The 14177-nt window shown below is 52.3% G+C and carries 15 protein-coding genes, 1 tRNA gene and 1 pseudogene; 9 read left to right on the top strand and 8 right to left on the bottom strand.

Annotated features, from left to right (window positions below; genetic code table 11):
- Together PsWM33_RS28160 and PsWM33_RS21660 are read left to right on the top strand one after the other, a co-directional pair.
- A pseudogene (locus PsWM33_RS28160) lies at nucleotides 1–742 on the top strand (MFS transporter); the annotation flags it as partial.
- Between the two features lie 348 nt (nucleotides 743–1090).
- On the top strand, nucleotides 1091–2203 hold the full coding sequence (locus PsWM33_RS21660) for a cystathionine gamma-lyase (protein ID WP_063301602.1): 1113 nt from the start codon (nucleotides 1091–1093) through the stop codon (nucleotides 2201–2203).
- 95 nt (nucleotides 2204–2298) lie between these two features.
- On the opposite strand, the gene PsWM33_RS21655 is transcribed toward PsWM33_RS21660, so the two are convergent.
- The 3 genes from PsWM33_RS21655 to PsWM33_RS21645 all read right to left on the bottom strand — a co-directional run bounded on the left by PsWM33_RS21655 (nucleotide 2299) and on the right by PsWM33_RS21645 (nucleotide 5101).
- Nucleotides 2299–3540, bottom strand: coding sequence for an MFS transporter (locus PsWM33_RS21655; protein ID WP_063301639.1), 1242 nt, complete (start codon nucleotides 3538–3540; stop codon nucleotides 2299–2301).
- 88 nt (nucleotides 3541–3628) lie between these two features.
- A complete protein-coding gene (locus PsWM33_RS21650) occupies nucleotides 3629–4033 on the bottom strand; it encodes a DUF2794 domain-containing protein (RefSeq protein WP_063286068.1) in 405 nt (134 codons plus the stop codon).
- Between the two features lie 471 nt (nucleotides 4034–4504).
- On the bottom strand, nucleotides 4505–5101 hold the full coding sequence (locus PsWM33_RS21645; RefSeq protein ID WP_063301601.1) for a hypothetical protein: 597 nt from the start codon (nucleotides 5099–5101) through the stop codon (nucleotides 4505–4507).
- A gap of 135 nt (nucleotides 5102–5236) precedes the next feature.
- On the opposite strand from PsWM33_RS21645, the gene ppa reads away from it, so the two are divergent.
- Nucleotides 5237–5773: an inorganic diphosphatase gene (ppa, locus tag PsWM33_RS21640; protein WP_057463505.1), complete on the top strand. Its 537-nt coding sequence runs from the start codon at nucleotides 5237–5239 to the stop codon at nucleotides 5771–5773.
- Nucleotides 5774–5859: 86 nt separating this feature from the next.
- Here ppa and PsWM33_RS21635 read toward each other — a convergent pair whose 3' ends face one another.
- Together PsWM33_RS21635 and PsWM33_RS21630 are read right to left on the bottom strand one after the other, a co-directional pair.
- On the bottom strand, nucleotides 5860–6387 hold the full coding sequence (locus PsWM33_RS21635; protein ID WP_063301600.1) for a disulfide bond formation protein B: 528 nt from the start codon (nucleotides 6385–6387) through the stop codon (nucleotides 5860–5862).
- Between the two features lie 113 nt (nucleotides 6388–6500).
- Nucleotides 6501–7079: a YqaA family protein gene (locus PsWM33_RS21630; protein ID WP_063301599.1), complete on the bottom strand. Its 579-nt coding sequence runs from the start codon at nucleotides 7077–7079 to the stop codon at nucleotides 6501–6503.
- 263 nt (nucleotides 7080–7342) lie between these two features.
- Between PsWM33_RS21630 and PsWM33_RS21625 the strand changes: the two genes are divergently transcribed.
- Nucleotides 7343–7427 (top strand) — tRNA-Leu (locus tag PsWM33_RS21625).
- Between the two features lie 69 nt (nucleotides 7428–7496).
- On the opposite strand, the gene PsWM33_RS21620 is transcribed toward PsWM33_RS21625, so the two are convergent.
- Nucleotides 7497–8420 carry a site-specific tyrosine recombinase XerD gene (locus PsWM33_RS21620; protein WP_063301598.1) on the bottom strand — a complete coding sequence of 308 codons (924 nt, stop codon included), beginning with the start codon at nucleotides 8418–8420 and terminating at the stop codon, nucleotides 7497–7499.
- A 7-nt stretch (nucleotides 8421–8427) separates the two neighbouring features.
- Nucleotides 8428–8568, bottom strand: a complete 141-nt coding sequence (locus tag PsWM33_RS27460) for a hypothetical protein (protein WP_167550253.1) — start codon at nucleotides 8566–8568, stop codon at nucleotides 8428–8430.
- A gap of 299 nt (nucleotides 8569–8867) precedes the next feature.
- Between PsWM33_RS27460 and PsWM33_RS21615 the strand changes: the two genes are divergently transcribed.
- The 3 genes from PsWM33_RS21615 to PsWM33_RS21605 are packed head-to-tail and all read left to right on the top strand — an operon-like array spanning nucleotide 8868 to nucleotide 11907.
- On the top strand, nucleotides 8868–9491 hold the full coding sequence (locus tag PsWM33_RS21615; protein WP_153039990.1) for a shikimate kinase: 624 nt from the start codon (nucleotides 8868–8870) through the stop codon (nucleotides 9489–9491).
- Complete coding sequence (gene aroB / locus PsWM33_RS21610; protein WP_057463509.1) at nucleotides 9488–10612, top strand: 3-dehydroquinate synthase; 1125 nt, start codon at nucleotides 9488–9490, stop codon at nucleotides 10610–10612. The genes PsWM33_RS21615 and aroB overlap by 4 nt, the downstream gene beginning before the upstream one ends.
- Nucleotides 10609–11907, top strand: coding sequence for an HlyC/CorC family transporter (locus PsWM33_RS21605; protein WP_057463510.1), 1299 nt, complete (start codon nucleotides 10609–10611; stop codon nucleotides 11905–11907). Before aroB ends, PsWM33_RS21605 begins: the two co-directional genes overlap by 4 nt.
- Nucleotides 11908–12089: 182 nt before the next feature.
- On the opposite strand, the gene PsWM33_RS21600 is transcribed toward PsWM33_RS21605, so the two are convergent.
- The gene (locus PsWM33_RS21600) at nucleotides 12090–12353 is read right to left on the bottom strand and encodes a BolA family protein (RefSeq protein ID WP_063301596.1); all 264 of its coding nucleotides are present in this window, start codon (nucleotides 12351–12353) and stop codon (nucleotides 12090–12092) included.
- A gap of 131 nt (nucleotides 12354–12484) precedes the next feature.
- On the opposite strand from PsWM33_RS21600, the gene PsWM33_RS21595 reads away from it, so the two are divergent.
- On the top strand, nucleotides 12485–13105 hold the full coding sequence (locus PsWM33_RS21595) for a J domain-containing protein (RefSeq protein WP_057463512.1): 621 nt from the start codon (nucleotides 12485–12487) through the stop codon (nucleotides 13103–13105).
- A gap of 85 nt (nucleotides 13106–13190) precedes the next feature.
- Complete coding sequence (gene cobS / locus PsWM33_RS21590) at nucleotides 13191–14177, top strand: cobaltochelatase subunit CobS (RefSeq protein WP_057463513.1); 987 nt, start codon at nucleotides 13191–13193, stop codon at nucleotides 14175–14177.

Genomic DNA, 14177 nt, shown 5'->3' with positions numbered 1-14177 from the left:
CTCGGCTGTTCCAGCCGGTATCAGCCTCCTTCTTTCAGCCGAACAGATGGCAGATTGGGGATGGCGTCTGGCTTTCGGTTTCGGCACGCTGGTCGCAATCTTCAGCGCAGTCATCAGGCGAAACATCACCGACACAGTACTGGACGAAGACCCGGCAGATAACTCATCACCTGTCTGGCAAAGCCTGCGAGATCATTCCGGTTTGATCGGACAAATGATCTTGCTGCTCATTCCAACCGCTGTGATTTACTTTGTAATTTACGTCTATGCGGTTTCGTATTTAAGCGCAGAGCCAGGCTTTGGCTCGTCCACGGCTCTCAATGTCACAACACTCAATCTGATTGTTATGGCTCTGTTTATTCCAGTTTGCGGACTAGCTGCAGACCGGTTTGGGTTGCGACCAGCTTTTCTCGCTGGAGCCTTGGCAACCTTCATCCTCGCGGGCCCCTGCTGGTGGCTTATGCTCCAAGAAGACATCGCATCCGTTTCTCTTGGACAGTTCGGCCTCACCTTAATGGCGCCAGACCACTTGCGCTGCAGCGTTGTCGCTCTCGGATACAATCTGAGCATGGCCCTCTTCGGCGGCACCACCCCAATCGTCGCCACGTATCTGGTAAGTCAAACCGGCAAAGACTATGCCCCCGTCTACTACATCCTCATCGCAGTCCTCATCTCCCTGCCAATCATCTGGCGTCTGCCCAAACTGATCGCCACAACACGGCTGAAGAATGCTTTGGCGTGATGACCGATGCCTCGTGTTTGAGCGGGATATCCCACTATTGCAAAAAGCAACCAAAGGCTCTGTATCCTCCGGGATTATGCTCTGATATTGATTCTACATATTTTCCACTAGATCGAGCCTGTTGGAATAAGCATAAGATCCACATTTTATGATGAATATACAACGAGTTAAGCGAAAAATACTCCGCTTTACAAAATAACGTTTTCTCCGATTTCATTGGAAGATGGACATTTCTGTAACGCGTAGATTACCATCAGTGTCTTGACCAATGAGCCCCCTCATAAAGGCCTGCATAAACAACATCTCGGTGCGGAGCGCGCGCTGATACGATCCAATGGGAGATTCCGCATGACACAACGCACTTCACCAAACATGGGCGAGTTCCTGCATTTGCGCGGTCAGAACCTGTCTAAGGGTGAGCCGATTGCGTTACCTCTGGTACAGAGCTCAATGTACCATCTTCCAGGATTGCCGGAGGACTTCCCAAATTACGGTCGTGCCAACAATCCAACATGGACCCAGCTTGAACATGCTCTTGCCCATCTCGAAGCAGCGCCTTGCCTTTGTTTTCCATCCGGAATGGCTGCGATTTCTGCGGCTCTGTTCGCAACGCTCAAAGCCGGTGATCGACTGCTGGTCCCGGCAGACGGCTACTATGTGACCCGCATCCTCTCCAGCCAATTTCTGGCAAAGTTTGGCGTTGAAGTTGTTGAACGGGACACCGCCGAGTTTACCACAGGTGGCTTTGACGGGTTTAACGTTGTGTTTCTGGAAACGCCCTCAAATCCAGGCCTCGATCTACTGGATATGAAAGCAATTGCGTCTGCTGTACGAGCTGCAGGTGGCATCACAATCTGTGACAACACCACCCTCACACCACTTGGTCAGCGCCCTTTAGATTTTGGAATAGATATCGTTGTCTCTTCAGATACAAAATCCATGGCAGGTCATTCAGACGCCCTGATGGGTCATGTCGCCAGCCGAAACCATGAGATTTTAAAGGCCGTCGAAGAGTGGCGCAAATTTTCCGGCTCCATTCCCGGCCCACAAGAAGCATGGCTGTTGCATCGTGGCCTCGAAACATTGGATGTGCGTTATGATCGGATGTGCAATTCTGCAGCACTGCTTGCAGAGCGGTTTGCAAAGCACCCTGCTGTAAAATCCATTCGTTTCCCAGGCTTGGAAACCGACCCAGCCCACGCACTGGCCAAAACTCAACAGATACGATTTGGTTTCCTGATCTCCCTCACACTTGAAACAGAAGCCCAGGCTGAAGAGTTCATCAACTCATGTGCACTCTTGCGCCCTGCCACCTCATTTGGCGGCGTTCATAGCTCAGCAGAACGGCGTGCACGCTGGGGAGATGCAGTAGACCCCGCCTTTATTCGTTTGTCCGTGGGATGTGAGCCGGTAGAAGAGCTCTGGCAGGCGTTTTCAGAAGCACTAGAACGAGTTTCATAAGCGACAACTTCAATCCATGACGGGCAGTTTCTCAGACTGCTCGTCTACCACATACTGATTGCGGTCCCCGTCTCACTCACAATCCATTCCAGCATCTATCCATAATCCAAAGCTCGAATATCCGGTTGGCGCCACAGAACGAAAATGAGCCCCAAAGCAATGGCAAAGCAGGCGATGCCCGCGATAAACACGCCATGAATGTTAGCGGTCATCAACGAGGCTCCGGCAATAGCAAGCAGGAACTGCCCACCCGTTGAGCTCGAAATGGTGATCCCCATAATCCAGCCTTGCTCGCTTTCATCAACAGCAGCAGAAAACAGAGAAAACATAAGCGGCAGGGTCAGTGCAAAGGCTGCCACGATTGGCACTGTTAGCAGGTAAGAGAGCCACGCCACGTCGTTCACGGTAAAGGCCAGCAACCCAACACCCATCACAGTCACACTCACAAAAATCGTCGCCACCTTCGAAAATCGTTGGGATATTGGCCCCACCAGAAGTGCACTCACAAGAGCCAAAACCGATCCGAAGATGATCATGAGAATGCTGTTTTGAAGGGTATCAAACCCAAAACGCAGCACCATGTAGTTGTTGAGATAGATGTAAAAGGCGCTCAGCCCCACCTCTATAAAAAGAAAAACAGCACACAGCTTCAGGATTGTTGGCCTTGAATGTGCCCGCCAAAGAACGAGAAAGACCTCTGACAGGCCAAAATCTATTTTGCGGCGTGTTTGATTTGTTTCCTCAAAGAAAATAATGATCAGAACAATGTTGATCAGGATCAGCAACAGTGCTGCATAAAAGGGCAGTTCAAGCGAAGCATAACTGCCCATGATTGACGGGTCACTGAGCGTTCCCGCAAACAGAGGCCCGATAATCAAGCCAAGTGCAATGGCTGCTGTCACGTATCCCATATTCCGGTTTCTCTCTGCACTCGTAGTGCTAAGATCAACAAGAGCGGCCTGTGCGATTGGCTGATTGCCTGCAGCGAACCCGGTAATTGCACGCGCAAGCACCAGTAAAGCCAAATTTGACCAAATCACAGCAACCACTGCCAGCCCATATCCGAACAAGGCACCAAACAGACAAATAAGAATAGCCTTCTTACGCCCGATATAGTCCGACAGCTTGGATATGTAAGCGCCACCAAAAAACCAGCTGATGTAGAACGCTCCGGTCAAGAGACTGAAATCAATCTCCCGGATAGCAAGAGAATCTCCAAGGGGAACAAAGGTACTGCCAGGCACCATCACAAGGCTATTGACGATCGGAAAAATCAGCCCTTGCCCCATAACATCCACAAGGACAAGGAGAAGCAACGCAATTCGAGACCACCCCATCGCTTCACGCCTTTCGCGCTTCACATCAGCAAAGCATCATTCTGAAATTCATCAGAGCTATCCAGTAGCGGACCAACCGTCCGCCAAATCACTCCACCACGCGCAGGTGCTTCTTCTTCTCAAGCACCTTGAGCACGTTGGCCAGCTCGTGGCCGCGTTTTAGGATCACACCGCCAGTGCCAACAACGCAGTAGGCACCTTGTTTGCGGGCAAGCTTGGGGTCTTTTTCAATACGGTAGAGCGGCATTTCACTGGCACGGCGGAAAATGGCGAAGATCGCCTTGTCTGTTCCGTGGCCGATGGCGTAATCACGCCACTCGCCGCTGGCAACCATGCGTCCGTACAGCCTGAGGATCTGATCGAGTTCCGTTCGATGAAAAGCAACTATCGGTTTCGGGAGGTTCGGTTTTTGTTGAACGGCTGCGCTGTTGGCGCCACCATCAAGAGAGCGAACGCTCCCGGACACTATTGCAATATCATCCCCTTCACTCATGAAGGCCTCCTGCGTTCAGATCCTGTGGTTGGGCATCCCGGAGAAAGCAGAATATCGGCTCTCGCATCGCGGATGCGCCGAGGCAATCTGGTTGAGCACGCAGCGTGAATTTGGAAATCCGCGACGCACGCTAAGCCATCGGCAACCCCATTTTACCACATAATCCGCCCATCCTGCGGCAAAGCCTGAAAGAACGCAAGGGAACCTCCTTTTGCTGCCCGGCAAAGGACCCCGTGAGAATTCAGAGTACACGCTAAAATTGTCACAGTAGTTTCTCTATTTCGCCCCAATTGGGTCATTGAGGAGCCACGAATGCCAGCCAAATTATCGTTGTTGCCCAAGCAGGTTCGGTTCTGTGGAGCTGTGGTGAAGACTCTCACCCCTACCCCCCGTTGACCCACTCGTCACAGTGCTGAAGGAGAACCGAACCGCTTCCCCCTACAACTTATCGCTGCGATAAACCGCTGGCTCTTAATCAGTGAGACCAAGGGACAGGCCACCACCCCCAAGTAGTTTCGGCTGACTGGTACAATCCCATATTCCGGCCAAAAGCCCCGCAGCATCCCGCGCCAGCTTATTGGCATTCTTGGTCGCACGGGCATCCACGTAACCGACGTGACAAGTCTTACCCTGCCCCAGCTGAGTGATCACCAGCACCTGCCCGCGATAGAAACCGTCCGCATCCGCTTTATCATCCCCCGCAACATCCGCCGGAATGTCCGTATGCCACCGCAAGATGGTCGCCACAGGCTCACCACCTTCCAGCACCCACTCAATGGTGGAGCCAAGCCGGTTCCACGGACTCAGGCCTTGCGTCGCCGCAGGTTCATCTCGCGCCTGCTCGCCATAACTGACGAAGAACCGCAAATCACCCTCAGCCACGTAAACGGGGATACCGTTATACCCCTGACACATCCACACGGCAGAGCCCACTGCATTTTCGGGGGTGTCTTGAAGCTCGCATGTCTCGTTTAAATCCAGCGTGGAATAAACACTCTCAGCCGAAGCCTGACTGCACATAAAAATTCCGGTCATGGCAACAATGAGGAACTGAAAATTCTTCAACATTAAGCACCCACTTATCCCAGAGTTATCCGACAGGAATTACTTGAACGAAATACGCAAGCTCGACTGCGAAATATATCTTGCAACAGGCCGATGCCCCTGTAATACAGGCAGCAAATGAAATTGGAGTATACATAAATGCGTATCGATCGTATTCCTGTCGGTAAGAACCCACCTGAGGACGTCAATGTCATTATTGAAGTTCCAGTTGGCGGTGAGCCGATCAAATACGAGATGGAAAAAGAATCCGGCGCAATGTACGTCGATCGCTTCCTCTACACCCCTATGCGTTACCCAGGCAACTACGGCTTCGTTCCACACACCCTGTGCGGTGATGGCGACCCAATCGACGTAGTTGTTGTGAACCAGCGCCCGATCGTTCCAGGCGCCGTCATGAGCTGCCGTCCGATCGGCGTTCTGGTCATGGAAGACGAATCCGGTCAGGATGAGAAAATCATCGCTGTCCCAAGCAGCAAGCTGACCCGTCGTTACGAATCCGTACACAACATCGAAGACCTGCCTGAAATCACCATCAAGCAGATTGAGCACTTCTTCGAGCACTACAAAGATCTTGAGCCAAACAAATGGGTGAAGATCACCGGCATTCACGGTGCGGACGAAGCAAAGCGTCTGATCGTAGAAAGCATCGAGCGCTACAACAAAGAAGAAGGCTAAGCCCCTCTCTTTGTGACTGACACAAAAAAGCCCGGAGCTGCGTAGAGCCCCGGGCTTTTTTCATATCAAAACAAAGCACTGGAACTTCAGCTCTTGCGAGGAAGCACCAGACCGCACAGCGTAATGAAAACCATCACTGTGGCGTAAATCACATTCAGACCAGCAAACGACAGACCGAAGATACGGAACTGCGCAACGGAGCAGCTCACAACCTTAGTGGTCGCAAGGCTCTGCAGCATGTTGGAAGCAGATCCCAACTCCATGCTGCCACCAGCGGCACAGTCATTCGGGCCAAGCCAGAGTTCCCACTCTGCGCCAGCCTGATAAATACCAACACCGCCGCCATACAGAAAACCACCCGCCGCACCCAGCAGTGCCAGCACAGAAACCCAGCGCAGCTTCTCGGTCCGGGTAAAGATCAGCGCCAGAATACCCAGCACCAGACCAGCATAGTACGGATTACGCTGAATGAGACACAACGGGCATGGCTTGAAACCACCAATAAGCTCAAAACCCCACGCGGTCGCCAACGCCGTGGCACTACCCAGTGTCACCAGCGCAGCACCAGAGGTGAGCGGATCTTTCAGAAGCAGCGCAAAAAAGCGTCCTAGCATTTCCAGTTAACCTCTCCTGCGCATTCCCGAGGCTCCAAACCAGCACTCCAAAGAACACGCGCCACAAAACAGATTAAAGCAACTGTCCCATTCTCAAAGAAACGACAGCCGCTTTAAAGAAACTTGATCAGAGCGAAACCACCAACCAGCAGCACCACAAACACAGTGAACACCAGCCCCAGCCGCTTTTCGATGAAATCCCGAATTGCTGGTCCAAACAGATACAAAAGCCCCGCGACCGCAAAAAACCGAATTCCACGGGAGACGATGCTCGCCACGATGAACACTGGAAGATTCAGAGCAAAAACACCACTCGCAATAGTTATTACTTTGTACGGAAATGGCGTCAAACCAGCGATAAACACAAACCACCAGCCCCAGTCCTCAAAGATTTGCTTAAACTGGTCAAACTTATCCATGTAACCATAAAACGCGAGGATCGGTTTCGCCACTTCCTCAAACAAGACGGCACCAATGAGGTACCCTAGCAAACCACCCAGAACAGAAGCCACAGTGCACAGCGCAGCATAAAACCAGGCTCGCTGACGTTTGCTCACACACATCGGGATGAGAAGCAGGTCAGGCGGAAGCGGAAAGACAGAGCTTTCCACAAAGGCGACAGCGCTCAGCGCATGGGGTGCACGTGGCCCCGCAGCAAGGGAAAGTGTCCAGTCATAAAGGCGACGCAACATAAGTCAGCGATGCTCCAAACAATCATTCATTCAAGCGAAGAATATGGTTCATTTCGCAATGCGGTAACATTCAATAACAGCCCCACGCTGGAGTCCTACCTCAATCATCAGCAGCAATCACAGGATTATGGCCGGAAATATGGCCTCGCCACCCTTATCCCCCGTAAATATATATAAGTATACGCTGACAAATGCTGTGGTTAGCTGAATCAAAATATTGACGTCGCACCCCATCTCGATATATTCCGCCCTTACCAACCGTTGCCCCCGTGGCGGAACTGGTAGACGCGCCGGATTCAAAATCCGGTTTCTTCGGAAGTGCCAGTTCGAGTCTGGCCGGGGGCACCACTCTTCTCTTCCCCAAAATTTAAACGCTTTTATCCAACGCTACACGTGTGTCTTGATGTGCCTGCGGCCTCACGCCAATGGGTGATGATCTTGCACTAACTTCTGCAGGCGCTCTTCCAGCACGTGGGTATAAATCTGCGTTGTCGAAATGTCCGCATGCCCAAGCAGCTGCTGCACCACACGAAGGTCAGCGCCGTTCTGCAACAGGTGTGAAGCGAAGGCGTGGCGGAGCACGTGCGGAGAAACCTTGTTGCGGTCAATATCCGCTTCCAACGCAAGCGCCTTCAAGTCTCGCCCAAACGCCTGACGCGTAAAGTGCCCACTCTCTCCGTGAGAGGGAAACAGCCAAACGCTGTCCGCATAGGCCCCTAAAGATGCGCGCAACCGCACATACTCAACCATGGCCTTCTGTGAACGAAGAGACAGCGGAACAGCCCGCTCCTTGCCGCCCTTCCCTTTCACGGTGATAAGACGACTATCACGAATAGCCGCTGAAACTGGCAGAGAAACAAGTTCGGAAACACGCAAGCCCGTCGCATAAAGCACTTCCAACAATGTGTAGACACGTGCAGCTCTGATCTGCTTTGCATCACTATCATGCGTGATAGTAGCCAACTGTTCTGCCTTGCCGATCAGCCGATCCACCTCTTCCTCACTCAAAACACCGGGAAGAGTTGAGGCTTTACGCGGAGAAGCGACGGTTCGGGTTGGATCATCGTCGCGAATATCCTCGGCATAACAGAACTGGTAGAACTGCCGAAGAGCCGAAAGACGCCGCGCCTGAGAGGACGCCGCAAACCCGCGGTCAGTAAGGTCAGAGAGATAGGCACGGACATCCGTGACCTGCACAGCAAGCAGATCCACACCTTGCGTACTCAGGAAACTATCAAAATCTTCCAGGTCAGTTCGATAGCTTTCCAACGTATTGAACGCACTGACGCGCTCAACGCTTAACATTTCAAAAAAGCGTTCAGTCTCAAGAGTTCGACGCATAAAAAGCCTATTCGAAGCCTTCCTTTTGGATTTCGACGATAATTTCACGTGGCTCCGGCTCAACGTAGCTGACAAGCAGATACATGCTCAGCACAGCGCCAGTAACGATCAAACCTATGATAGACAGCAATCGCATCAATGTTGGCATGGCAGAACCGGATGCTCCCGTATAAATCTGGATATCCCTAAATCACCCGCAGATGGTGGGGTGTAGCAGTATACTTCACAATCAAAAATAGACCGTTTCACTGTGAAGGTTCAACCCGAAGGCACCCAGTGTACCGCGTATTTTGCGATATCCTCCAGGCCTGTGAAGGGGCACCTACGGTTTCTGTAGAAAATTAGCAGTTAAATGCTGGCAAACACTCTTGGTCTAGAACCTTGACAGGACAAGGTGTGATAATGTCAAAGCGTAAGTAAGAGTAGATGAATCGGCGAGGGCGTGGCGTGACTGCAAACGACACAAAGTCAGACAAAAAACGTCAACGACAGCAAGATATTTTGAAGCGCCTCGGCAATAAGCCAATTGTACTTGTTGGCATTATGGGCTGTGGCAAATCCACAGTAGGTCGCCGTTTGGCTCAATATCTCGCTCTCAATTTTATTGATGCAGACTCAGAGATTGAAAAAGCAGCAGATCGTTCTATCTCAGAGATATTCGCTGAACACGGTGAAAGCTATTTCCGGCAAGGTGAAAAGCGTGTCATTGCACGCCTGTTGGACGAAGGACCACAAGTCCTCGCAACAGGTGGCGGTGCCTTCATCAATGAAGAAACACGCTCCCGCATCAAGGAAAAGGGCATCTCCATCTGGATGAAGGCTGAGCTGTCTGTCATCATGACCCGCGTGCGCAAGCGCCCTACCCGGCCATTGCTGCAAACTGCGGATCCTGAGGCAACCATGCAAAAGCTGATGGATGAGCGCTATCCGATCTATGAAGAAGCGGACATGGCAATCTGGTCGCGTGATGTGACCCATGAAGCAGTCATGGAAGAAATCCTGATCGCTCTGGAAAAAGGACTACCGCCTCTCTCTGATGAGGCATCTGAAAATAACGAGGTTGGAAAGTGACAGAAGAAAATAACGCCACGCTCGTCAATGTTGACCTGGGCGACCGTAGCTATCCAATCCTCATTGGCCGCAACCTGATCAAACGCGCTGGAGAAGAAGTCTCCACCCGCCTCCCAGGTGCCAAAACAGTCATCATCACAGATGAGACCGTCAAGAAACTCCACTTGAAGGCACTGGAAGAAAGTTTCCAGTCCGCAGGTGTTGAGTTCAGCACACTTGTTGTGCCAGCAGGCGAAAAAACCAAACGCTTCGAAATCTTCGAGCGCCTCTGCGATGATATTCTCGCCCTGCGCCTTGAGCGCGGCGACGCTGTTGTCGCCTTAGGTGGCGGCGTTGTTGGCGATCTTTCCGGCTTCGTCTCCGGTGTTGTTCGCCGTGGCATGAAGTTCGTTCAGATCCCAACCACCCTGCTCGCTCAGGTCGACAGCTCTGTCGGCGGCAAAACCGGCATCAACTCCCGCCATGGCAAAAACCTGCTCGGTGTGTTTCATCAGCCTGCTTTGGTACTGGCAGATACATCCGTTCTGGATACGCTCAGCCCGCGTGATTTCCGCGCTGGTTATGCAGAAGTTGCCAAATACGGCCTGATCAATGATCCGGACTTCTTCGAATGGCTGGAAGCCAATTGGGAAGGTATCTTCGCTGGCGGGCCTGAACGAGAACACGCAGTCGCCCATTCCTGCCGTGCCAAAGCAGCTGTTGTTGCCGCGGACGAGCTGGAATCCGGCAACCGCGCACTGCTCAATCTCGGTCACACCTTTGGTCATTCGCTGGAAGGTGCCGTTGCCTATGAGACTGAACGACTGGTGCACGGAGAAGGCGTTTCCATCGGCATGGTATTGGCCCATGAATTTTCAGAGCAGCTTGGCCTGTGCCCGGCGGAAGACACCAAGCGTGTCATCACGCATTTGGAGGCCGTCGGCCTGCCAACGCGCATTGATCAGATCCCCGGTCAGCTGCCACCAATCGACACTTTTATGGACTTGATTGCACAGGACAAAAAAGTAAGTCGTGGTCAGCTCACTTTTATCCTTACAAAAGGCATCGGCACTTCCTATGTCGATAAAACTGTAAGCGCGGAACCCCTCCGCGCGTTTCTTGAGGAGAAACTCGGCAAATGACGGACTACGCTTTCTGGGCTTCCGTTGTCGCTATTGTAATTTTGCTCGTTCTTTCGGGCTTTTTTTCCGGGTCGGAGACTGCCCTGACAGCAGCATCACGCGCCCGTATGCATGCGCTGGTCAAATCCGGTAATAAAAGAGCGCTTATTGTTGCAAGGCTGATCGAGTTCAGAGAGCGCCTCATCGGTGCACTGCTGCTCGGCAACAACCTTGTCAACATTCTGGCCTCTGCACTCGCAACATCCCTGTTCCTGAAGCTCTTCGGAGACGCAGGCGTCGCCTACGCAACACTGGTCATGACGCTTCTGGTCCTGATCTTCTCTGAAGTGCTGCCAAAAACATGGGCGATCGCAAACGCAGAAAAATTCGCACTCAGCGTTGCACCTGTTGTTCGCGTGCTGGTGATTGTCTTTGGACCGATCGTTGCCGCCATCGAGGTAATCGTACGCCTCGTCCTGCGCATCTTCGGCATTCGCATTGATGATTCCACAGCCGTCCTGTCAGCACACGAAGAGTTGCGCGGCACACTGGACCTTCAGCATAAAGAAGGCGGCCTGATCAAAGCGGATAAAGACCGTATTGGCGGCCTGCTGGATCTGGTTGAGCTTGAAGTGTCTGACGTGATGGTTCATCGCACCAAGCTGTTCGCACTCAATGCCGACCTGCCACCGGAAGAGCTGGTGGAAGAAGTGCTGGCCAGCCCGTTCACCCGTATTCCGCTATGGCGTGATGATCCCGACAATATGGTCGGCCTGCTCCACGCCAAGGATGTTCTGCGCGCAATCGCAAATCTCAAAGGCGATATGGAGAAGTTCGAGCTGGATAAGGTCATGAGCCCGCTTTGGTTCGTACCGGACACCACCAGCCTTCAGAACCAGCTCAACGCCTTCCTGAAGCGCAAAACCCACTTCGCTCTCGTGGTAGACGAGTACGGCGAAGTGATGGGCCTCGTCACGCTGGAGGACATTCTGGAAGAGATTGTCGGTGAAATCGCAGACGAACACGACATCGAACTGCCCGGCCTCAAACCACAGGCAGACGGTTCCGTGATCGTCGAAGGCTCCGTACCGATTCGCGACCTCAACAGAGCGACCGATTGGAACCTGCCAGACGACGAAGCGACAACCATCGCCGGTCTCGTTATTCACGAAGCAAAAATGATCCCCGAGGAACGTCAGATCTTCACCTTCCACGGATTCCGCTTCACAGTCCTGAGCCGGGAAAAGAACCGCATCACGCGCTTGCGCATGATGGCGCTCAGCCCGCTTCAGGATGCGAAAAAAGCCAGCAAATAAAAATGGGCCCAGCCGGGCCCATTTCCTTTTCTGTAGTCCCTTAAAGAACGCAAAATTATCGTAAAACGCTCAAATCAACGCACATAACAACGCAAACGGGTAAAACACGAGCGCCTGCAACGTACTAGCCATTTGCCGCATTGATTTAGCTGTGCCAATGTACCAATTACTGTAAGAACCAATTACGTGTGAGATTTGGCTTCAATGGCAAGCGCGTGAATGCCTCCGGCGATCTCTTCAGCCATGCATTCGTTTACTGCACGATGCATAGCGACGCGGGACATACCCTCAAAGGCTGTGGATATGATCTTGATCCGGAAGTGGGTTTGTCCACCCTCGCGCCAGCCGCCGTGACCGCGGTGACTCTCGGATTCGTCGGTGACTTCAAGAAGCTGCGGCTTAAACGCGGCTTCCAGTTTAGTGATCATGATGTCTCTTGTGCTCATGTTTTCTATATCTCTCACGTAGGAAACCGTCGTCAAGGCCTTGCCTAACAGGGTCACTTTTTTCTATTTATGTCGGCTACCTGCTTTATGGCAGGTGCTAACCCAATCGCAAGGCAACTGAAAACCGAAAAATGAAGCAAGCATCCTCCATTTTCGACAGCATTCGCGTAAAACCCGGCAAAGAACGCACAACAAGCTCAAAAGGCCCAAAGTGCGAATGGGACGGTTGCGACCAGCCCGGCACCCATAAAGCACCGAAAGGTCGCGATCGGGAAGGCCAGTACTTTCATTTTTGCGTAGACCACGTAAAGGCCTACAACAAATCGTATAATTATTTTTCCGGCATGGACGATGACAGTGTTCGCAGCTACCAGCGCGATAGCATGACAGGACATCGCCCCACCTGGAAAATGGGCGTAAACTCGCAGGCAGACGCCGCGAATGCCCGCGATGGAAGCCGTACAAACATCGGTGGCGAAGACGTAAACGACCCGCACAACATCTTCGCTGGCGCCACCGGAGCACGCAGCCAACCTCAGGAACCGCAACGTAAGGTACTGGCACTTGAGAAAAGGTCATTTGAAACATTGAACCTTCGGGTAACCGCCCGTGGCGCCGAGATAAAAACTCGCTATAAAGAGCTGGTAAAGATTCATCACCCTGATGCCAATGGTGGCGACCGCTCTTCGGAAGACCGCTTGCGCGAGATTATTCAGGCCTACAACGTGCTCAAGAAATCCGGTTATTGCTAGGTCATACGTTTGACCAGTTCCCGGATCTCTTAGAATTTTTTAGATTTTCATTACCCCGATTTCGACGTGGGGCCGCGGAGGAAAAATGATAGATACGATGCAAACCGCTCAAACCCTGCCGACCGAAACAATTTCTGTACGTGAAGTATTTGGCATCGACAGCGACATGGAAGTGCAAGCCTTCGCTGAAGCAAACGAACATGTTCCTGATATCGATCCAGACTATCTGTTTGATCGCGCAACAACTCTCGCAATCCTGGCAGGTTTTGCAAAAAACCGTCGTGTGATGGTCTCCGGCTACCACGGAACAGGTAAGTCAACTCACATCGAGCAAGTCGCAGCCCGCCTGAACTGGCCTTGTGTGCGCGTAAACCTCGACAGCCACATCTCTCGTATCGATCTTGTTGGTAAAGACGCAATTGTTGTGAAGGACGGCCACACCGTCACCGAGTTCAAGGACGGTATTCTTCCTTGGGCTCTTCAAAACAACGTAGCGCTTGTATTTGATGAATACGACGCAGGCCGTCCAGATGTGATGTTCGTGATCCAGCGTGTTCTTGAGGTTTCCGGACGTTTGACCCTCCTCGATCAGAACCGCGTGATCAATCCGCACCCGGCATTCCGCCTGTTCGCAACCGCGAACACCGTCGGTCTTGGTGATACATCCGGCCTTTACCACGGTACACAACAGATCAACCAGGGCCAGATGGACCGCTGGTCTATTGTAACCACACTGAACTACCTGCCTCATGACAATGAGGTAGAGATCGTTCTGGCGAAGTCTCCACACTACAGTGGCGCAGAAGGTCGCTCTATCGTTTCCAAGATGGTTCGCGTCGCAGACATGACCCGTAGCGCTTTCATGAACGGCGAGCTCTCTACTGTGATGAGCCCACGTACAGTGATCACATGGTCAGAGAACGCTGAAATCTTTGGTGATATCGGTTTCTCATTCCGCCTGACCTTCTTGAACAAGTGTGACGATACCGAGCAAGCGCTGGTCTCTGAGTTCTACCAGCGTTGTTTCGGGGAAGATCTTCCTGAATCAGCGGCAAACATCGTCATGAGTTAA

This window comes from Pseudovibrio sp. WM33 (assembly GCF_001623165.1).
Classification (GTDB): Bacteria; Pseudomonadota; Alphaproteobacteria; order Rhizobiales; family Stappiaceae; genus Pseudovibrio.
The sequence above is the reverse complement of the archived record's forward strand: the minus strand, read 5'-3'. Positions and strand labels throughout refer to the sequence as shown.

Excerpts from the sequence above, each read along its gene's own strand:
- PsWM33_RS27460 (WP_167550253.1), bottom strand. The coding sequence starts at position 8,568 with ATGCCAACATTGATGCGATTGCTGTCTATCATAGGTTTGATCGTTACT.
- PsWM33_RS21605 (WP_057463510.1), top strand. The coding sequence starts at position 10,609 with ATGACGGACTACGCTTTCTGGGCTTCCGTTGTCGCTATTGTAATTTTG.
- PsWM33_RS21655 (WP_063301639.1), bottom strand. The coding sequence starts at position 3,540 with ATGGGGTGGTCTCGAATTGCGTTGCTTCTCCTTGTCCTTGTGGATGTT.
- PsWM33_RS21635 (WP_063301600.1), bottom strand. The coding sequence starts at position 6,387 with ATGCTAGGACGCTTTTTTGCGCTGCTTCTGAAAGATCCGCTCACCTCT.
- PsWM33_RS21620 (WP_063301598.1), bottom strand. The coding sequence starts at position 8,420 with ATGCGTCGAACTCTTGAGACTGAACGCTTTTTTGAAATGTTAAGCGTT.
- PsWM33_RS21650 (WP_063286068.1), bottom strand. The coding sequence starts at position 4,033 with ATGAGTGAAGGGGATGATATTGCAATAGTGTCCGGGAGCGTTCGCTCT.
- PsWM33_RS21660 (WP_063301602.1), top strand. The coding sequence starts at position 1,091 with ATGACACAACGCACTTCACCAAACATGGGCGAGTTCCTGCATTTGCGC.
- PsWM33_RS21630 (WP_063301599.1), bottom strand. The coding sequence starts at position 7,079 with ATGTTGCGTCGCCTTTATGACTGGACACTTTCCCTTGCTGCGGGGCCA.
- cobS (WP_057463513.1), top strand. The coding sequence starts at position 13,191 with ATGATAGATACGATGCAAACCGCTCAAACCCTGCCGACCGAAACAATT.
- ppa (WP_057463505.1), top strand. The coding sequence starts at position 5,237 with ATGCGTATCGATCGTATTCCTGTCGGTAAGAACCCACCTGAGGACGTC.
- PsWM33_RS21600 (WP_063301596.1), bottom strand. The coding sequence starts at position 12,353 with ATGAGCACAAGAGACATCATGATCACTAAACTGGAAGCCGCGTTTAAG.
- PsWM33_RS21595 (WP_057463512.1), top strand. The coding sequence starts at position 12,485 with ATGAAGCAAGCATCCTCCATTTTCGACAGCATTCGCGTAAAACCCGGC.
- PsWM33_RS21645 (WP_063301601.1), bottom strand. The coding sequence starts at position 5,101 with ATGTTGAAGAATTTTCAGTTCCTCATTGTTGCCATGACCGGAATTTTT.